Source organism: Halomonas huangheensis, assembly GCF_001431725.1.
Taxonomy (GTDB): domain Bacteria; phylum Pseudomonadota; class Gammaproteobacteria; order Pseudomonadales; family Halomonadaceae; genus Halomonas; species Halomonas huangheensis.
The window spans coordinates 3282360-3301483 of sequence record NZ_CP013106.1 but is presented as its reverse complement, the minus strand read 5'-3'; the positions used below and the strand labels follow the sequence as shown (position 1 = coordinate 3301483).

The following is a 19124-nucleotide window of genomic DNA, read 5'->3' as shown; positions in this document are numbered from 1 at the left end:
CCTCGCGAGTTTGCCCCGCGCATCGATTGCTCCTAAACCTGAAGGAGGGCACGCTGACAACCACCACTGCTGGATGAGGATACATGGACTCAGGTGATACCACTCAGGACTCACACCGTGGAGTGCCAGCGATGCTGCGATTCCTCGGCCTGGTGGTGTTGGGAGGCGTCATCGGTGGCCTGGCCGCGTCATTGGCCGCTGGTTTTGTCGGGCTGGTGCTGTGGCTCAACGATATATTGTTGATCTCGCCTCGTGGCCGAATGATGTTTTCCGACCCCTCGATGTTGGTGCTGGCAATGTTGCTGGTACCGACCGTGGGTGGATTGGTCGTCGGTCAGTTGCATCGTCTCATTCGGGAGCGGCGTCCTCATGGTCCCGCCGATGTCATAGCCGCAGTGCAAACTCGTCGCGGTCGCTTGCCATTTCGCGCTGGGGTGCTGTCGGCGTTGAGTGGCCTGGTGTCTCTGGGGGCCGGGGCGTCTGTCGGGCAGTACGGCCCTCTCGTCCATATGGGGGCCAGCGTTGGCTCTCTTGGTGCTCGACTGCTGCGCCTGGGCCGCTCGGATGACAATGTCACCATTGCTTGCGGTGTTGCGGCCGTCATTGCCACAGCCTTTCATGCGCCGCTGGCGGGTATCGTCTTTGCCCATGAGGTGGTATTGCGTCACTACGCGCTGCGTGCCTTTGCCCCCGTGGCGGCGGCAGCGATCGTAGGGCATGTCATTGCCACCAATGTGCTCGCTCAGGGAGCGTTGTTTCATATAGCTGAGCCGGCTATCCCACATTCCTGGGAGTTCGTGATCTTTGTCGTCATCGGTGGGTTGGGAGCGCTGGTGGCGGGAGCCTATATGCATGCGATTCTCGCGGTAGGGCGCTGGTCCGCGCGTTTGCCGCTCACGCAATCACTGCGACCTGCAGTAGCGGGGCTGGGGCTCGGGCTGGTGGCCCTGTGGGTGCCGGATATTCTCGGCATGGGCCGGGAAACCCTGCGCTTTGCCACCATCTCAGGCGCTTTTGGTGGTATGGAGCTGCTGGTGGTGATGGTGTTGAAAATCGCCGCCACGGCGCTGTGTCTGGGAATGGGCTTCGGGGGTGGCGTCTTCAGTCCGGCATTGGTGATCGGAACGCTATTCGGTGCGTTGTGCGGAACCCTGGTAGGTAGTGTCGGCGTTGCTGACGATACCTTCATCTTCTACGCCGTCTGCGGCATGGTCGCTGTGACTGCGCCGGTGATCGGCGCCCCCTTGACGACTCTGTTGATCATCTTCGAGCTGACCGGCAGCTATGTGCTGACCACTGCGGCATTGGCCAGTGTGACCCTGGCCAGCCCGATTGCGGCGCAGTTGTTTGGTCGTTCTCTTTTCGATATTCAACTGGCCGGGCGCGGCCTGGACCTTTCCTCGGGGCGCAGTGAAGCGGTGATGAAGAGTGCGCGTCTCGAACCTTTACTCAGTCAGGACTGCGTCACTCTCGATCCGGGGCTGCGGGTGGATGAGGCGGTCGAGGCGCTGAGTCGTAGCGGCCATGGTGAGGCCCACCTGGTAGATACTCGGCAGCGTTACCATGGCATGGTGAGCCTGGCTCAACTGGAGGCCATGCGTGGTAGTGGCAAGGGGAGCAAACCACTGGAGCGTTGTCCGCGCACGCCGCGTCCGGTGCTCAGCCCTGATGGTTCGGTGTGGTCGGCCATGCAGTACATGCAGGAGGTGTCTGGAGAGGCGTTGGCCGTAGTGGATGAAAAGCGCGGAGATATCTTTCTCGGGGTGGTTCACGAAACCAGTATTGCGCGCGCCTATCTCAACTACAGCGAGGAACTACGCCGGGAGGAGCATGGTGTTGGCTGAGATTCTCGGACGTGGTGTGTGGCAGGTGGGGGCATGGTTGCTGGTGTGGCTTGCCATGCCGCCGGTGGCAGTAGGTCAGCAACCTGAAGAACTGGTGGTGCTGAGTTGGGGAGGAGCCTATGAGCGTGCTCAGCAGCGTGCCCTGTTTGCGCCTTTCACTGAGGCAACCGGGATCGCGGTAAGCGTCATGCAGTACGATGGCGGCATCAGTGAACTTCGCGAAGCGGTGGCCAGTGGTGATGTGGGTTGGGACCTGATCGATATGACGCGTAGTCAGGCCAGGGCGGCCTGCGATGACGCGCTGCTGGAACCCCTGACACCGGAGTTGCTGGCTCCCGCGCCGGATGGCACCTCGGCCCAGCGCGACTTCGTAGCGGGCTCACTGGGTCGCTGTTGGTTCACCCACTCGATATTTGCCACGGTGGTGGCGTATCGCCGCGATGCCTTTCCCGGCCACCGTCCTACCGAGATTGCCGATCTCTTTGACCAACAGCGTTTTCCAGGACCCCGTGCCCTGCAACGTCGGCCCGCTGCCAACATGGAGTGGGCGTTGTTGTCCTATGGGGTGCCGCGAGAAGAGCTCTATCGCCTGCTCAGTACCCGGCGAGGGCTGTCTTTGGCGCTGGAGCGCATCGGGTCTATCGACGACCTGCACTGGTGGGAGGATGGTGAAACGCCTGTGCGTATGTTGGCCGAGAAAGAGGTGGTGATGGCTTCCGGGTACAATGGTCGCTTCTTCAGTGCCATGACCGATCAGAACCTGCCTATCGAGATTCTCTGGGACGGGCAGATTCAGCAACATGAAGTCTGGGCCGTGCCTCGTCATGCTCCGAACCCTGATGCTGCGATGGAATTCATCCGCTTTGCAACAGCGACGGATCGTCAGGTGGCTTTGGCCAATCTGATTCCCTATGGCCCGTCGCGTCATTCGGCGACTCTGCAAGTCAGTACTCAACCGGAGCATGGTGTGGACATGCGTCTGCATATTCCTACTCATCCGCTCAACGCAGAGCGGGCAGTCAGCCTCGATGACGAATGGTACGCAAGTACCTACGAGCGGGTTGGTGAGTATTTTCGTGAAGCGTTGCTCAAGGAGAGCAGCGAGTAGAGGAGCGATCTCTGCAACGATGTGTGGTGGGCTGTCCGGTTATTCGGGACTGCGTTTTCTCCATTCGATTGGTTGGATCAGGATACGCTGATCAAGGCTGCCTTCCCAACTGACATGCAGGCCCTGGCGATTGATGGTGGAAACAATCTGCCGGGCAACGTCAGCGGCTGTTTCTTCACTGTTGTCGAAGGCGCCGAAGGCGAGATGAATTCTGCCCGATTCGAGCGCGGTATTGATGTCCTGACCGTGATAGAACACATACCCTCTGGCAGCCTCACCACGCTGCTGTCGAGCATCGAAGACTTCCATGGTGTCCGATAGTCCATCGGACTGTGTGGTACCTGCACAATGCAGGGCGATGATGCCGTCGTTCTCCAGGTCGTGAAAGGCACAATCGAGTCGATCCCAATCGGTGTTGCGCGGCCAGTGTTGCTGATGAATCCGCTTGTCGGCCAGCCTGCGCTGTATCTCGGTAGTGATCCAGCGACGGTCAGACGCGGTGAGTTGATCGCGAGTGAGAGACTGCTCGGTAATGATCTCGATAATACTGGCCGGTGTCTCGAAGCCGCCCCAGACCAGCAGGTGGATCTCACGTGCAATGCCCTCGTGATTCATCCGACTGTTCTCATCGTCCTCTGGCGCGTGATCACCGGCACGATTGCCCAGCAGCGATCTGAGAAACTTGAGCATGATGTCGTCCTTGTGGCCGTTGGAAGATATTGGACGTTGAGGATCTGCAACGAGCAGCGCACGTTCAAGACATGGCAGAGCACGCTCAAGGCATATTGGAAGCCTTGGATGAGCATAGTGCGTTGTGCCACGGCGTGCGACTTCGCTACCCGGTGGGTAAGCACGAAGTCGCTGACGATGTGATGTCAGGGTGGGGCTTGTAGGGAGGGCAGTAGTGAAGAGGGTTCAGGGCATCAGAAAATCGAGCATCTCTCGAGCGACGTCGCTAGGTTTCTCCTCGGCAAGGTAATGTCCGCAGTCCAGTGCATGACCGCTGACGCTACTGTGCGAGACATCCTGCCACAGTCGCAGCACATCGAAATGGCGACCGACGGCGCCATGTTTGGCCCACAGCACATGCAAGGGAACCGCGAGGCGTTTACCGGCTGCCAGGTCGGCGCGGTCGTGCTCGAGATCGATAGTTGCTGCTGCGCGATAGTCATTGCAGATGCCGGCAGCGGTGCCCGGGATATGTAGGCAACGCTCGTATTCGGCCAGCGCCTCTGGACTGAAGGCACTTAATCCGGCATGGCGTCGGCCGGATACATTGTGCAGATATGCGACCGGGTCGGCCTCGATCAGTCGCTCGGGGAGCGGGGCTGGCTGGATCAGGAAAAACCAGTGCCAATAGCTGCGCGCAAAGGCGTCGGTAGTGTTCTCGTACATTGCCAGGGTAGGGGCAATATCCAATAGCAGCATGCGCTCCACTCGTTCCGCGTGGTCCAGTGCCAGACGATGAGCGACTCGTGCGCCGCGATCATGGGCGCCGATAAGGAAGCGCTCATGGCCAAGCGAAGACATCACCTCGACCATGTCCTGTGCCATCCGTCGCTTTGAGTAGTTGGATAGGTCCTCTGTGGCTGGTGGGCGTGATGAATCGCCATAGCCGCGCAGATCCGCCAGCACCAGGCGGAAGTGTGGCGCCAGTTGCTCCGCGACTCGATGCCACATCACATGACTTTGAGGATGGCCGTGGAGCAGCAGTAGGGCAGGCCCGTCGCCGCCGACGCGAACATGAATGCGCGTGCCATCAGCGGTGTCGATGTCGTGGAAAGTGAAATGCTGGAACATGGCCTGACCCCCTGGTTCGAAAAACGGACGCTCGGCAAGGAGTGTTATTTGTTTCCTTGGGGTTTTCAATCAAGGTGATTTCAAAACATTATTTCTTCTGAGTGGATAGTCCTTGGATCCCATAGCCCCGAGCCATCCTCTGATCGGCGACGACTTCAGCATACAGTTCTATATTTTTGTATACGATAAAGTGAAATAATTGTATTCATGTGCCGGCCTGGCCGTTGTTCACGAAGATATTGATCCAGTGGCTACCGACCAGGAGCAGAAGAAGAACGATAATGACGGAGGAGCATGCGGAGATGATATCGGGACTGATGTTGCTGTATGTGGGAGCAGTGCTTTTCGTGAATGGCGTCTGGATGTTGGGCAGGATTGGCGACAGGGAGGTCTCTGTCATCAATATCCTGGTGGGGAGCTTGAGCTTTCTTGTCGCCAGCTGGCTGGTCTTCCATGACCCCGGCAACGAGCGTTCGATCAATGCAGGGGCCTTCTCTTTCCTGTTTGCCTTTACCTACCTGTGGGTCGGGGCCAATCAGTTTCTCGACTCGGATGGTCGGGGACTGGGGTGGTTTAGCCTGTTTGTCAGCATCACGGCAGCGGTCGTCGGTATCAACTCGCTACTCAACGAATCATCGCTGTCGCTATGGAGCAGTCTCAACTGGTTGGCATGGGCGCTGCTGTGGTTTGGCTTCTTTCTGTTGCTGGCGCTGGGGCGCGACATCAAGCGTCTGGTCGCGATATACACCTTATTCTGTGCGGTGTTTACCGGTTGGATGCCTGGCGTCATGGTTCTGGAAGGCATGATTCGTCTGTAGTGCCATCACTGGCTACCACCAGTGCAGCGGGTAGCGGCGATGGCGGGCGAGGTTGTTCACCAGTACGGCAACGACCAGCATCAGCAGGCAGCCTGCGCCGACCGGTACCAGCGCGTAGGTCCAGCCGAGTGCGTGTACTTCACCGGAGCCGATTACCGCGATCAGGGCGGTGGCACCGCCGGGCGGGTGCAGGGTATGGGTCAACTGCATCACCAGCACGGCGGTCGATACCGCGACTGCCGCCGCCAGCCAGGTATCTCCCAACCAATGCCAACTGAGTACACCGACCATGGCCGACAGCATATTGCCGCCCAGCACATTGCGTGGCTGTGCCAGTGGGCTCTCTGGAGCGGCATACAACAGCACCGAAGTCGCGCCGAAGGAGCCAATCATCAGCAGCGCATGGGTGCTCAGCCACGCGCTGCTCAGCCAACCGACACCGGTCATGCCGATGAACGCGCCAAACCAGGACCAGAGTGCGTCACGCCAGCAGGGGCGGGAGCGAGCGGGACTATTGCCCTTCATCTTGTAGAGATACGTCTTGACCATTGAACACTATCAGCTGGCGGAAAAAGCGGATCAATGTGTCAGATTAGAAGATGGATGAGAAATGTTTTTTTGACATGGTGTTATATCTCCTGCCTGAACCATCGACATGACGCCAGTCCAGAAGGCTGGCGCCATGTAGAGCAAAAGCCTTCTCAGAGCAGGCAGGTGGTGGTCAGGACGTGGATGACTGTGCCCAGATATTGACGCCGCCGTCGGTCGCATGACGGTTGATGGCATCGAGCTCGTCACTGGTGAAATCCAGGTTGTCGAGCGCCTTGACGCAGTCAACGACCTGTTCAGGGCGGCTGGCGCCAATCAGCGCTGAGGTCACACGTCCGCCGCGCAGCACCCAGGCCAGAGCCATTTGCGCCAGACTCTGGCCGCGCTGTTCGGCGATGTCATTGAGCGCCCTGACGCGCGCGAGATTGTCATCGTTGACATGGGCCGGGCGGATCGCGCCGCCCTTGGCCAGACGGCTGTCATCGGGTACACCGCCCAGATACTTGTTGGTCAACAGACCCTGGGCCAGCGGTGAGAAGACAATGGATCCCATGCCTTCTGCGTCGAGGGTATCGAGCAGGTGGTCATCCTCGATCCAGCGATTGATCATCGAGTAACTCGGCTGGTGAATCAGGCACGGAGTCCCCATTTCACGCAGGATACGCGCTGCCTCTCGAGTTCGTTCGGCGCTGTATGACGAGATACCTGCATAGAGTGCCTTCCCTGAGCGCACAGCATGATCGAGTGCGCCCATGGTTTCTTCCAGCGGAGTTTCCGGGTCGAAGCGATGCGAATAGAAGATATCCACATAGTCGATGTTCATGCGCTTGAGGCTCTGGTCGAGGCTCGACTGCAGGTACTTGCGACTGCCCCATTCGCCATACGGCCCCGGCCACATGTGATAGCCGGCCTTGGTCGAGATGACCAACTCGTCGCGATGCGCGGCGAAGTCACTATGCAGGATGCGGCCGAACATCTGCTCTGCGGAACCGGGCGGAGGACCATAGTTGTTGGCGAGGTCGAAATGGGTAATGCCGTGGTCGAGGGCCGTGCGGCAGATGGCCCGGGCAGTGTCTTCGTTCGCGTTGTGGCCGAAGTTGTGCCATAGGCCCAGCGATAGCGCAGGAAGCTTCAGGCCACTGTGCCCGCAGCGTTGATAGCGCATATGTTCGTAACGGTCTGCGGCAGGCTGGTAGCTCATGAGCATCTCCTTGAGGGGCGGAATGAATACTGGCGGAGCCTGACTGGCGCAACGCATTGTCATGCGCTGGGCGGATGTCGGCTCGGATGACTCCACACTAGAAGGGATCTCAGGAAGAAGGAAGCCGCTGCCAACGAAAAGACTGTTTGGTATAGAAAACAATCTTCTTCACAATGCTGCCTGCTCCCAACAATCGGTGGTTCTGGCGTGGTGCGTGAACACAAGAAGGTCGAGCGTCTGATGCTCTTTGTCGAGGTGGCTGAGTCGCTGAGTTTCTCGCGTGCGGCGGAAGCGCTGGGCGTATCTAGAGGCTATCTATCCGAGCAGATCCGGCGTCTTGAAATGGAACTGGGAGCGACACTGCTGATTCGCTCCACGCGCAGTGTGCGGCTCTCCGAGGAAGGGTTGAGCGTCTACCGGCATATGTCGAAGGTACGAGGTAGTCTGGTGGATCTCGAGCGTGAGCTGGCGCATTCCCCGGAGGGCTTCAGTGGAGAATTGCGGATCACGGCACCAGTACTGTTTGCTGAACGCTTTCTGCTTGATGTGTGCCACGAATTTCAGCGTGAGCACCCACAGCTCCGGGTGCATCTCGATGTCAGCTATACCAGCCATGACCTGGGGCGTGATCGTTTCGACCTGGCCTTCCGCTCGACACAGGCGCCGCCACACAACATGGTGGCGCGGTCACTCTGGAAATATCCGGCCATATGCTGCGCCGCACCGGAATACCTCGCCAGCTACGGGCAGCCGACAGGACTGCAGCAGCTGGCGGAGCATGATTGCCTGCTGTTTGCCGGACATGATCGATGGTCATTCAAGAATGGAGAAGTAGCGGTGACAGGCGGGATGGCGGTCAATGATCATCGCCTGCTCAAGCAGTTGGCGATGGAAGGGCGTGGCATTGTGCGGGTAGCGGAATACCTGGTTGATCGTGAGCTGGCCGATGGTCGACTCGTGCGATTATTGCAGGACGAGGAGAGTGACTGGCGCGTCATCTATATGATCTACCCGCCACGTCTTAGGGAGTCCGGAAAGCTGAAGGCCTTCATTGGCGCGGTGCGCCAGGCGATGCCGACCCATCGATAGGCTCACGGACCTAAGGAAACACTGATTAAATGTCTGTGCGGCTCAATCGTTGCGTTACGTGGTGCTCGGAATCCTCACCTATCACTTATAGGCTCCGGTTCCTGTGCTCCGGGCGCCTTGCGCTTGAGCATGCTCGCCGATTTATTCAGCGCTTCCCTAATACTTATGGAACTAATGCTCATGGGATGGCATCGCCAGGAATAACGCCACCCGTAGGGTGGCGTCGATAGCCCGCAGTTGATGCTCAGCGTGAAGGCGTTGGGTAGCTGCCCGGGCGCAGGATATTGCTGTCCACCTGCTGGATATCGCGCAATCCACAAAGTGCCAGAGTGGTGTCCATTTCCTTCTGGATGATGTTCAGACACTCCGTCACACCTTCTTCGCCCATCGCCCCCAGGCCATACAGGAAGGCGCGACCGATATAGACGCCCTGAGCGCCGAGAGCCACTGCCTTGAGCACGTCCTGTCCGGAGCGAATGCCGCCATCCATGTGCACTTCAGTACGGCTGCCAACCGCCGAGACGATATCCGGCAAGGCCTGAATGGACGAGGCGGCGCCATCCAACTGTCGACCACCATGGTTGGAAACAATAATCGCATCAGCACCAGCATCGACCGCGCTTTCTGCGTCTTCGGGCTCCATGATGCCCTTGATCACCAGCTTGCCGCCCCAGCGATCCTTGATCCATTTGACGTCATCCCAGCTCAGGTGTGGGTCGAACTGTGTCATGGTCCAGTTCGAAAGCGATGTCAGGTCATCGACTCCCTTGACGTGTCCAGCGATATTGCCGAAGGTGCGGCGCCTGGTCTTGAGCATGTTGTAGCACCAGCGCCATTTGGTCGCGAGGTCCAGCACCGTGCGTACATTCGGGTTGGGAGGGACCGTCAGACCATTGATCACATCCTTGTGGCGTTGTCCGATGATCTGTAGGTCGGCGGTCAACACCAGTGCCGAGCATTCGGCTGCCTTGGCGCGGTCAATCAGACGTTCGATGAAATCGTGGTCGCGCATCACATAGAGCTGGAACCAGAAAGGATCCGGGCTATTTTCGGCAATGTCCTCAATCGAGCAGATGCTCATGGTCGAGAGCGTGAAGGGCACGCCGAACTTCGCCGCTGCACGGGCGGCAAGAATCTCACCATCGGCGTGTTGCATGCCGGTCAGACCGGTGGGGGCCAGCGCCACTGGCATGCTGACCTTCTGGCCGAGCATGGTCGATTCCAGACTGCGATTATCCATATCCACCATGACACGCTGGCGCAGGCCAATGCTGGCCAGATCCTGGCTGTTGGCACGGTAGGTGCTTTCTGTCCACGAGCCTGAGTCGGCGTAGTCATAGAACATGCGAGGCACGCGTCGACGGGCCAGACGCTGCAGGTCTTCAACGCAAGTGATGACCATAGGGGGTCTCCAAAGAGCGAAACAGGGAATGCCATGATTATTGTGTGGTGTATCACAAGCAGGCATGACTCAAGAATGATGCCTCTGGAATACGGGAAAACACCCCACAGGCAAGCGGAGGAGAGCTTATGCAGCGCCATGGCTGAGAGTCAAATTTCAGTTCGAAAGATGGACTACTCTTGTTCGAAAATGGTCGAGCCCAGTGCCCTGTTGATTGGCTAGTCGTTGAGTGGTGCTGCCCAGCCGGAACAGGGTCCTGGCGCTCAAACTTTTCTCAATGGAGTCATGGCGATGTCAATCAGCGGTGATGTTACGGGACCGGTATTGGTAACGGGGGCGACCGGCTATGTTGCTGGCTGGATCGTCAAGGAGTTGCTGGATGCTGGTCGTACTGTTCATGCTGCGGTGCGTGACCCGCAAGACAGTCGCCGAGTAGGGCACCTCCTCGATATGGCCACCAACAGTGCCGGCCAGTTGAAGCTGTTTCAGGCCGACCTGCTGGATCCTGGTGCCTATGCCGAAGCCATGGCGGGTTGCGAGATTGTGATCCATACCGCATCACCATTCATCAACAGCGTGGCGGACCCACAACGTGAACTGGTTGACCCTGCGTTGCTGGGCACTCGTAATGTTCTTGAGCAAGCAACACTTACGCCCGAGGTTCAGCGTGTGGTCCTGACCAGTTCCTGTGCGGCCATCTATACCGATGCCATCGAATGTCGGGAAGCGCCGAATGGTAGGCTCAATGAAAGTATCTGGAACACTACTGCATCACTGGAGTATCAGCCCTATTGCTGGTCCAAGGTACTTGCCGAGCGTGAAGCGTGGAAAGTTGCCGACCGCCAGTCTCGATGGCAGTTGGTCGTTATCAACCCGTCACTGGTGATTGGACCATCGCTGAATGCCAACCCCACCTCAGAGAGCTTTTCCATTGTTCGCCAGTTGGTGGGTAGAACCGCGAGGTTTGGGGTTCCACGCTTTGCCCTTGGCGTGGTCGATGTTCGAGACGCTGCGCTGGCGCATATTTCCGCGGCGATGCTGCCCGATGTTCAGGGACGCTATATCGTCAGTGGTCACGATACAGATCTCTACGAATTGAGTCGGACGCTACGCGAGCGCTTTGGCGAGAGTTTTACATTGCCGTCCTTCGCACTGCCGCGTTGGATAGTGCTACTGGTTGGGCCGATGATGGCCAACGTCTCGCGGCGTTATCTCTCGCGTAATGTTGGGCATCCATGGCATGCCGATAACTCGCGTGGAAAACGTGAGCTGGGGATTCATTATCGTCCGTTGCAGGAGTCGATGGAGGACATGTTCATACAGCTGATCGAGCGCGGTGAGGTCTGAACCGCACTCGATCAGTGATGTAGACGTTATTCTTGAGTCGGAACTCCGTCCTGCCATTGATCCCAGTGCTCGACAATGTCATCGACGACATGCGAGCCAACCAGCTCGATATTGGCGACGGTCTCGGCGAAGCCTCCCGCGGTATTGCCGGGGGCCGGATCCAGATGCTGCTGGGTGGTCTCGTCGGGATTACCCTGATCGAAGTTGACGGCCCCACGTAGGCTCATGATGCGGTCGGTGCCATGCAGGCGATCGATCACTTGAGTGATGGCCGCGGCTTCCATTTCGGTGATGACATAGTCGTCAGCACCATAGAGCTCCGTCATGTATTGAGCTTCGGCAGACAGGCCAGGGCCATGGAAGAAGGTATCGCCGGTCATATGTGTGCCGGTGCGCACAAAGGGGGCGCGGCGGGCCATCTCGTCAGGATAGCGTTGGCGGTATTGCTGAGCGGAGTCTGAGTCCTCAAGTGGTGTGTCCTTGCTCAGAGCCATGGCGCGCTCGACCAACTGTGGGTTGAGTTGATAGACGCGAATATCCTCGTAGCCCTTACGAGGCTGGAAGACCGGCTCACCAGGTTCGCCTTCTTGCGGTGCCCAGCGATGGCCAAGGTCATAGTCGACCAGCCAACTACCCCAACTGACCATGCCGATGGTGCCCTGGGATGGCGGGGTCCCGGCAACGCCACTGAGAATGAACCAGGTGTCGGAGAAGTCGTAGCGAGGGTCGAGCAGAATCGCCTGCATCGAGGATGAAGACGCCACCTTGCCCATACCCAGCACCGAGCCACACACACCTGCATCGTTGCAGTAGAGATCGTGGCTGGCGCCATGCACCTCGACCGGCTCGGCATCCTGCCAGTAGCTTTCGTACCAGTGCTGAAATTCACCCGCACGGTCGCCACTATTGTCACCGATCTCGAACATACTACCGACGAAGACCTTGACGGGTACCGGGGTAATACCGTCATCAGCAAGCGCGGTGGTTGTGGTCAGAGCGAGCCCAGCGACAGTGGATGCCAGCGGAAGCGCGATACCTTTGATAGTGGGAAACATGGTGGGCCTTGATGGAAGAAACTCGGGAAAGGCCAGTTTAGTGAGTTGCTGGTTGTTTGTCTGTGGGAAGGTGCAGTGACGATCAACGAGCCTATTTCACTCGAGTGCCCCCAGGGAGTCTTGTCTGCTCTCCATGGGGGCACTATCCAGCTCAAAGCTCGACAGCTCAAAGCTCGCCACTCATTGGTTGACCAGTTTGTCCTGGTTTTCCAGTCACGCCGTCAGCTATCTTCCATGGCTTGCGGAATCGCTGACAGGATCTCCTCATCGGAGAGCAGGTCGTGGAGTGTCTGCGAGGCCATCTGTGAGCCGCCGTCCATGACATCGTCCAGCCACAGTAGCGCCTGCTCGCGGTTGGCATTCTCCAGGCCATTGGCAGTCAACCATGCCTTGGCCAGTGCCAGACGTGCAGAAGAGTGGCCCTGGCGAGCGGCTGCGAGCAGGTAGTCGGCGCCTTCGCGGACATCCTGGTCGAGGTTCTCACCACGGAGATACTCCCGACCCAGAGCTGCCTGGGCCCCGGCATTCCCTTTATCTGCGGCGGCAGTCAATAGGCGCTGGCCCTCGGCAACGTCCTGAGCGAGGCCTTCGTCGCCACGGATCAGGGCTGTGCCCAGTTGTGCCTGCGCCGCCAGGCTACCGGCGTCGCTGGCTTGTTGCAGCCAACGCCGTGCCTGTTCAGGATCAGCTGGCACTCCCTGGCCCTTGAGATAGGCTTCCCCGAGTCGCTGAGCGGCGAACTCGTTACCATTGGCGGCAGCTTCTTCGAGCAGCTGCTTGCCGCGTTCAGGGTCAGCCTCGACACCGTTGCCGGTCAACAGTAGTTGGCCGAGGTCGGCGCGAGCACCGGCATGACCACCAGCCACGGCAATACGCAGGAATTCCGCGCCACGGGCGGTGTCACGACTGACACCATCACCATCGATGTACATACGCCCCAGGCTGGCGGCGGCGCCAGGGTGGCCCTGACGTGCTGCACGTTCGAGCCAGCGGCTTGCCTCGGCAGGATTGCGTTGTACACCCTGGCCATCGAGATAGGCGCGACCGAGGTCAGCCATCGAGCCCGTGTGACCGCTCTGTGCTGAGGCGATCAAGGCATTGATGTCGCCGGCCTGTCCGCGGTCCTGCTGCGTACGTGCCAGCTCGGCGGCAGCCGATTCATGGCCTGCCTGTTCAGCGCGTTGCAGCCAGTCCGTCGCCGTTGTGAGATTGCGAGGCACGCCCGTGCCTTCACGATAGGCACGTCCCAGTACCACCATGGCGTAGGCGTCACCCGCGTTGGCGGCGTCTTCCAGCATTTGTAGACCGCGTTCGGGCTGTGCGGTGCCGAACTGCCCGCTGAGCATGGCTTCGCCGAGGCTGGTTTGAGCAGTCGTGTCTCCGGCATTGGCGGCTTCGGTCAGCAGCTTTTCAGCTTCACTGGGGTGGTATGGCAGTGGGCCGTTTTCCTGAAGATAGGCTTCGCCAAGGGTGCGCAGCGCGCCGGTCTGGCCGGCAGCGATGGCTTCGCGCAGCAACGCTTCGCCGCGACCAGGGTTGGCGGCGACACCACGCCCTTCGAGGGTGATCTGTCCCAGCAGCTCTGTGGCGTAGGGATGTCCCAGCTCATGAGCCCGCTCCAGATAGTCGGCAGCGATAAGCGGCTGACTGGGGACGACCTCATCCTCGAGATATGCCTTGGCAAGCTCGGTCATTGCCAGAGGGTCGTTCTCGCGGGCGGCACTTTCCAGTAGATTGATGCCGCGTTGAGGCTGGGGAGGCAACTGCTCGCCGGAGAGCAGCGCGCGGCCCAATGTCGTCGTGGCGTTGATGGACCCTTCGTTGATCGCTGCTTCAAGCCACTGCTGGCCTTCCCGAGGACGCGGGGCGACACCATCGCCTTCAAGCAGTACCTTGCCGAGACGTTCCATGGCGTTGATATCACCGTTTTCAGCGGCTTTGGACAGCAGTTCGATACCGCGTTCCGGGCTGCGTCCCTCAAGCATATCTCGTCCAACCTGGGAGAGTGCTGAGGTATCACCAGCTTGTGCGGCCTGAGTCATCCAGTGGACGTTCTGCTGAGGGTCGTCGATCAGGCCGTCTGCCGCATAGAGTCGAGCCAGCTTCTTCATCGCCCCGACGTCACCGGTCGCGGCCAGCTTGCGCAGCTCTCCAGCATATTGCTCAGCGTACTGGCGTGACAATGATGAGTCGCTCGGCAACCAGTCTCCCTCATGCCAGGCCTCGGCCAATGCCTGCATGGCGTCGGTGTTCCCGGCCTCGGCGGCCTTCTGATAGAGATCCCGGGCCCGTTCCGGGTCAGCGGTAATGCCCTCTGCTCCATGCGACAGGAGCTGGGCCATCAGGACTTCCTCGTTGCGTCCGATCTCGTTCTTCTGAGCGTCGCGCAACAGGTACCAGGCAACCAGTGGCTGGTTGGGTACGCTGTCCTCCTCGATATACAGCCGAGCCAGGTTCAGTGCGGCCTGGCCATGAATCCACGAGGGCAGGCGTAGCGCCTGGCGATAATTCTCTTCGGCCTTGAGCTTGTCGGGTTCGATGCCCTTGCCCTGGTCGTAGATCTTGCCCAGTTCGTAGTACGCCTGAGGAATGCCCTGGTTGGCGACGCCTTCCAGCTTGGCAATGGCCTGGCGAGTCTGGTTCTGTTCGACCAGTAGCTTCGCTTCCTCGATATCGTTCTTTTGAGTCCACTCGGGATTGCGTGGTTGCTCGAAATCGAACCAATCCTCGTATTGGGGAGGCAATGGTGCCACCCCCGGTCCGGCGAGTTGGGAAGACGGCGCTGCACAGCCACTGAGAAGCAGTATCACGGCCGCTGAGGTAGTCAGGGGACGGTGGCAGTGGCGCAGTATCAAGTGTCTTGTTGAAGGTCGTAATCTGGTGTTCACGTCAGCCTCGCTTGTCAACTGGATTCATCGGATGCACTGGTGTCCTGTTCGGGAGCGTCCACAGAGCTTTCCAACCCCTTGAAGGCCTGGGTTTCGCGCTTTTCCTCGTTGACCACGATGTGTTGCTGAGCATCTTCGTCCATGAAATACAGGGTCATGTAGCCGCCAGCGCTGCGGTTGTAGATGGGACGCACTTCATGAAGGAATTCCTCGATGCGGGAATCCTCGAAATGACTCCGATAGATTTCCATCCAGGAGAAGTACTGGTTGTCCTTGAGGAATCCGGTGTACTGCTCGAGCGGAGCCATGTCGCCGAAGACGGCTGGATCCTTGAAGATACGTAGGGCGAAATCCACGGCATCATGGATATCCTTGCCATCGATCGCCAGCTCGAAGATTGGATACCCCTGTCGGGAGATCACCTGCATGTTGGTGATCAGATACAGCAGTGCATAGTTCTGATAGTGGGTGGCACGCCGACCACGGGCGACTTCGAGGGGGAAGGCGCCGTCCTCGGTCATGTCGCTGAGTGCCGAGTAGATGGCGCTGACGCCGAAGCGAAACAGCTCATCGTCTTCGGTGAGCACGCCGATCACGCTGGCGTAGAGCGCGCGACGATAGAAGTGGTTATTGCAGCAGCTATTGCCTTCCTGCCCGGGAATCTTGACGTGGCGGTGTGCCAGGGCGTTGAGCCACTGTTCGATGTGCTCGCGTTCCTTGTCATATCCCTTGATCTGCGGACGAACCAGCGAATAGGCCATGCCGGCGGCGAAGATCATCGATTCGGTGGCGAACCAGGCTTGAGGCTCGATAGGGTCATAGTGGAAATTCATCAGCGCATCCTGCTCGGCCCACTTATCGAGGAACTTGACCAGGCATTGCGCGTAATAGTGGTCGCCGCTGGCGATATAGGAGCCTGCCAGCATCGATACGCTGTCCTCGAACTGGAACAGCGGTTCGGATGCCAGCTCCCATGCTTCCGGGCTGGGGTAGTAACCGGGAATCCTTAGACGCGTGGTGATGGGCTCCAGCGACAGCAGTTGCTGACAGCTGGGACCATTGGTCAACTGGTCGCGTTCCTGAAGCAGGATGGAATTCTCGCTATCGTGCAACGTCTTGACGCGTTCCTCGACATCGAAATAGGACGCATCCGGAGCCGTGACACGATAGTCGCTGAGATCCAGCTCGGCGCGCTCCTCCAGCGTCAGGGCGCTGGCCGGTCCGGCCAGCAGGGTTGTGAGAACCAGACTCAGCACTTTGCGTAGTGGATGTTGGCAGCGCCGCCCCCTGTGTGGCGGCGCTGCGAGGTGGATGGCTCTGGTGAGCATGAATCGGTCTCCTCGACAGTTCACTTGCTCAGGAGGCCGGAGCATGGAAGCGGAAATCGGCGAAATCGGCGTACTGGTCACGCGGCGTGCGCCAGTCCTCGCCATGCCCGCCGAAGAAGGTCGAGAACATCAGGCCGTCGATGTGCACGCTGTCGCTGGTGCGATAGACCAGACCCTGTTGTTCCAGTACCGGCTGGCCATCCACCCACACGCGTACCACGCCGTTACTGCTGCCCGGGTCGTTGAGGATGACTTCCTGTTCCAACTGCACCCACTGACCGCTGGGGAAGTGCCACTGGCCACGCCCTACGGACTCGCCGTAGTCCTCGTCCTCGCCGCTCTGATTGACAACGTACTCATACAATTCGCCGGCACCATGCTCGCGCCACATGTAGCGCATGGAAAAACCGTTCTCACCGGTGACTTCGTCACCACCACTGGGCGCCTCGCCACCATACAGACCGGGCAGCTTGCCACCCTTGACGAAATCGAAGCCGGGCTCGAAGCGAACCCGGTAGGTGAGGCAGACGTGATCGCGTCCCTGAAGCGCGGGAGGCGCAGCGTAGAAACCTGCGCCACCGACCTCGGTGTCACCTGGGGAGGAGGTGTCTTCGGGATAGGTCACACGCAGTGCGGTAGCGGTGCCGTCGTCAACAAGGTCAACATTTTCCTCGGTCCCCCAGGTGCGGTCGGTGGAGAAGCCATCGCGGATGGCTTGATGTGCATCGCCACCGCCCGGCAGCGGAGAGGGTGCGGCCAGTAGTGGAAGGCGGGCGGAGCAGGCCGCCACGGTGGGCCTACTTAGCTGGGGCTGCTCATCATCCGCTTGTACAGAGAACGACAGACCTGCCATTAGCGGTAGGGTCATCAGGCTCATGCAAGCGGTTGTCTTTACCAGAAGGAATCTTGAAGTCATGCAGAATTTCCCGATTGGCGTGCGTTGGCGTCCTGCCAGCGCACGCGGTATGAATGGGGATCAGAGCGCCGCCTGTTGGCGATCTTGCTGATCCTCGGCATCGGTCATGCCGAGCATTTCGCTGGCGCCTTGAAAGACGGCGCGTCCGCCCTGCCAGATCCATTCGGCAGCGGCACCAAGCATCGGTTGTTCGGTGAAGCGCACATCAACAGGAGTACCGACAGATTCGACAGGAATGGGGTCTTCAGGCACCAGCAGTACGCTGGCCACGTTCTGCTGCTGTCGGACCCAGCTGGGGAAGCCCGCACGCGGCTGGCGCTCGATATCCAGTGCTACGCTGCGCACGCGGGCGCTGATTGGCCCGGCAGTATTCGGCAGTGAGATATAGGCCAGTTGATCCGGTTCGATGCGCGCGATGTCATCCATATGCACCAGAGCCTCGACCATGACCTCGTCTTCACCGGGGCGAATCAGGGTCATGATCTTCTCGCTTTCATTGATGTAGGTGCCGTCTGAGCTACTCAGCGCCCAGGCGACCAGGCAATCACAAGGGCTGTATATCTCGTTCTGCGACTGTCGGGCCTGCAATGCCGTCAAACGAGAGCTCTGGAAGTCGCGTGCGGTCTCGAATTGCTCGATGCGCGCCCGTGCCACATCCGGAGAAACATTCTCGAAGCTCAGCGACTCGCCGTTGGCAGGTTCTGCGGAATTGGCAAGGCTGACATCCTGACCATTGGCGTTGTCGATGCTCTCCTGGAGATTCGATATCAATTGGGTGTTGTAGCGTTGGGCAGCCTCGGCAAGGATCAGGTCCGATTCCAGGTCGACATCCTTGACATTGGTCAGTCGCTCATCACGGCCCACGCTGTCGCCGGCCTGTAGGTCGTGAGCCATGAGAATGCCGGGGCTGGGAGCTCGGATGTCGATGCGTGGAGCGGTCACTGCAGCAAAGCTGGGTTCGATCAGCATGAAGTTGCGGTAGGCGGTCGCAGCGGCGACCACCGCCAGTACGCCGAATGCCATGAACAGTGCCACATAGCGTCCCAACGGCTTGGGTGGGCGCTGTATGGGCTGCGGTGCGTCTGCGGCTCCACGTCGTTTACGCGGTGTCTGTGGATCCTCTCCCTGCAACAGGTTCTGCACATCCAGCGGGCGACCCGACAGATGAGCGCGTACCACCTGACGCAGCAGTTCGAGATGCGCAGGACTGATGTCGAGGATCTCGAAGCCGGCGATATGGCCGCTATTGCGACCCGGCAATGTCTGGCAATGACGGCATTCGGCGGTTACCGGGACCAACAGCTCGGTACCGGAAGTCTGGATCGCCAGTTCTCCACGCACTCTGGCCTGTTCGCGCATCGGGCGTGAACTCTTGAGTGCAAAGCCCCCCTGGGACAGGTCGACGCCGCGAAAGTGGTTACCATCTTCGAAACGCACCTCGAAGTGGGCATGTACGCGGATAAAGCGACGTTCATCACGACGCTCGTGAGACATTGATCCACGTGCCTCGCTGGTTGTCTGTTGGCTTCTCGAGTGCACGGAGGGCGACTCTTCCGGCAGGTAGGGCTCCTCCGACAGGCGTGGCTCCCGCCGGCCACCACCGTTGTGTGGCGGTAACTGCGCTGATTGGCGGTCATGGGCACTGTTCTGGAGGTCCCTGCCCTGGGCAGCACCATTGTGCAGTTCGTTGCGAGGATAGTCGTTACGAGGATGGTCGTTACGAGGATGGTCGTTCTCGTTGGCACGGCCGTTCTCGTTGGCAAAGTAATCGCTCATGGT

The 19124-nt window shown here is 59.4% G+C and carries 15 protein-coding genes; 5 read left to right on the top strand and 10 right to left on the bottom strand.

What is annotated here, in order from left to right; genetic code table 11:
• Positions 1-83 precede the first annotated feature (83 nt).
• Both AR456_RS14375 and AR456_RS14370 read left to right on the top strand, forming a co-directional pair.
• Positions 84-1844, top strand: coding sequence for a chloride channel protein (locus tag AR456_RS14375; RefSeq protein WP_021818664.1), 1761 nt, complete (start codon positions 84-86; stop codon positions 1842-1844).
• Complete coding sequence (locus tag AR456_RS14370) at positions 1837-2952, top strand: extracellular solute-binding protein (protein ID WP_236995511.1); 1116 nt, start codon at positions 1837-1839, stop codon at positions 2950-2952. Before AR456_RS14375 ends, AR456_RS14370 begins: the two co-directional genes overlap by 8 nt.
• Before the next feature lie 39 nt (positions 2953-2991).
• Here AR456_RS14370 and AR456_RS14365 read toward each other — a convergent pair whose 3' ends face one another.
• Positions 2992-3642, bottom strand: coding sequence for a DUF6891 domain-containing protein (locus tag AR456_RS14365; protein WP_021818666.1), 651 nt, complete (start codon positions 3640-3642; stop codon positions 2992-2994).
• Positions 3643-3867: 225 nt separating this feature from the next.
• Complete coding sequence (locus AR456_RS14360) at positions 3868-4752, bottom strand: alpha/beta fold hydrolase (protein ID WP_021818667.1); 885 nt, start codon at positions 4750-4752, stop codon at positions 3868-3870.
• Between the two features lie 302 nt (positions 4753-5054).
• Here AR456_RS14360 and AR456_RS14355 point away from each other — a divergent pair, with 302 nt between their 5' ends.
• The gene (locus tag AR456_RS14355; RefSeq protein WP_031207593.1) at positions 5055-5570 is read left to right on the top strand and encodes an AmiS/UreI family transporter; all 516 of its coding nucleotides are present in this window, start codon (positions 5055-5057) and stop codon (positions 5568-5570) included.
• A gap of 12 nt (positions 5571-5582) precedes the next feature.
• Here AR456_RS14355 and AR456_RS14350 read toward each other — a convergent pair whose 3' ends face one another.
• Both AR456_RS14350 and mgrA read right to left on the bottom strand, forming a co-directional pair.
• Positions 5583-6119 carry an HPP family protein gene (locus AR456_RS14350; protein WP_021818669.1) on the bottom strand — a complete coding sequence of 179 codons (537 nt, stop codon included), beginning with the start codon at positions 6117-6119 and terminating at the stop codon, positions 5583-5585.
• Positions 6120-6291: 172 nt separating this feature from the next.
• Positions 6292-7320, bottom strand: a complete 1029-nt coding sequence (gene mgrA, locus AR456_RS14345) for an L-glyceraldehyde 3-phosphate reductase (protein WP_021818670.1) — start codon at positions 7318-7320, stop codon at positions 6292-6294.
• Between the two features lie 210 nt (positions 7321-7530).
• Here mgrA and AR456_RS14340 point away from each other — a divergent pair, with 210 nt between their 5' ends.
• Positions 7531-8409 (top strand): LysR family transcriptional regulator, encoded by an 879-nt coding sequence (locus AR456_RS14340; protein WP_202903939.1) that lies wholly within the window; start codon positions 7531-7533, stop codon positions 8407-8409.
• Positions 8410-8653: 244 nt separating this feature from the next.
• Here AR456_RS14340 and AR456_RS14335 read toward each other — a convergent pair whose 3' ends face one another.
• Complete coding sequence (locus tag AR456_RS14335) at positions 8654-9811, bottom strand: alpha-hydroxy acid oxidase (RefSeq protein WP_021818672.1); 1158 nt, start codon at positions 9809-9811, stop codon at positions 8654-8656.
• Positions 9812-10096: 285 nt separating this feature from the next.
• Here AR456_RS14335 and AR456_RS14330 point away from each other — a divergent pair, with 285 nt between their 5' ends.
• A complete protein-coding gene (locus AR456_RS14330; RefSeq protein WP_216635834.1) occupies positions 10097-11158 on the top strand; it encodes an NAD-dependent epimerase/dehydratase family protein in 1062 nt (353 codons plus the stop codon).
• 26 nt (positions 11159-11184) lie between these two features.
• Here AR456_RS14330 and AR456_RS14325 read toward each other — a convergent pair whose 3' ends face one another.
• From AR456_RS14325 to AR456_RS14305, 5 genes are all read right to left on the bottom strand, one after another.
• On the bottom strand, positions 11185-12213 hold the full coding sequence (locus AR456_RS14325) for a purine-nucleoside phosphorylase (protein ID WP_021818675.1): 1029 nt from the start codon (positions 12211-12213) through the stop codon (positions 11185-11187).
• Positions 12214-12434: 221 nt separating this feature from the next.
• On the bottom strand, positions 12435-14966 hold the full coding sequence (locus AR456_RS14320; RefSeq protein ID WP_021818676.1) for a tetratricopeptide repeat protein: 2532 nt from the start codon (positions 14964-14966) through the stop codon (positions 12435-12437).
• Between the two features lie 149 nt (positions 14967-15115).
• The gene (locus AR456_RS14315; RefSeq protein WP_021818677.1) at positions 15116-16429 is read right to left on the bottom strand and encodes an alginate lyase family protein; all 1314 of its coding nucleotides are present in this window, start codon (positions 16427-16429) and stop codon (positions 15116-15118) included.
• Between the two features lie 28 nt (positions 16430-16457).
• Complete coding sequence (locus tag AR456_RS14310) at positions 16458-17345, bottom strand: polysaccharide lyase (RefSeq protein ID WP_031207598.1); 888 nt, start codon at positions 17343-17345, stop codon at positions 16458-16460.
• Positions 17346-17405: 60 nt separating this feature from the next.
• Entirely contained in the window at positions 17406-19121 is a 1716-nt protein-coding gene (locus AR456_RS14305) for a PilZ domain-containing protein (protein ID WP_021818679.1), read from the bottom strand.
• Positions 19122-19124 lie beyond the last annotated feature (3 nt).

What these genes read in the sequence shown, in the direction of transcription:
- AR456_RS14315 (WP_021818677.1), bottom strand. Translation starts at nt 16,429, where the DNA reads ATGCTCACCAGAGCCATCCACCTCGCAGCGCCGCCACACAGGGGGCGG.
- AR456_RS14365 (WP_021818666.1), bottom strand. Translation starts at nt 3,642, where the DNA reads ATGCTCAAGTTTCTCAGATCGCTGCTGGGCAATCGTGCCGGTGATCAC.
- AR456_RS14335 (WP_021818672.1), bottom strand. Translation starts at nt 9,811, where the DNA reads ATGGTCATCACTTGCGTTGAAGACCTGCAGCGTCTGGCCCGTCGACGC.
- AR456_RS14355 (WP_031207593.1), top strand. Translation starts at nt 5,055, where the DNA reads ATGATATCGGGACTGATGTTGCTGTATGTGGGAGCAGTGCTTTTCGTG.
- AR456_RS14325 (WP_021818675.1), bottom strand. Translation starts at nt 12,213, where the DNA reads ATGTTTCCCACTATCAAAGGTATCGCGCTTCCGCTGGCATCCACTGTC.
- AR456_RS14375 (WP_021818664.1), top strand. Translation starts at nt 84, where the DNA reads ATGGACTCAGGTGATACCACTCAGGACTCACACCGTGGAGTGCCAGCG.
- AR456_RS14360 (WP_021818667.1), bottom strand. Translation starts at nt 4,752, where the DNA reads ATGTTCCAGCATTTCACTTTCCACGACATCGACACCGCTGATGGCACG.
- AR456_RS14350 (WP_021818669.1), bottom strand. Translation starts at nt 6,119, where the DNA reads ATGGTCAAGACGTATCTCTACAAGATGAAGGGCAATAGTCCCGCTCGC.
- AR456_RS14305 (WP_021818679.1), bottom strand. Translation starts at nt 19,121, where the DNA reads ATGAGCGATTACTTTGCCAACGAGAACGGCCGTGCCAACGAGAACGAC.
- AR456_RS14310 (WP_031207598.1), bottom strand. Translation starts at nt 17,345, where the DNA reads ATGACTTCAAGATTCCTTCTGGTAAAGACAACCGCTTGCATGAGCCTG.
- AR456_RS14330 (WP_216635834.1), top strand. Translation starts at nt 10,097, where the DNA reads ATGGCGATGTCAATCAGCGGTGATGTTACGGGACCGGTATTGGTAACG.
- mgrA (WP_021818670.1), bottom strand. Translation starts at nt 7,320, where the DNA reads ATGAGCTACCAGCCTGCCGCAGACCGTTACGAACATATGCGCTATCAA.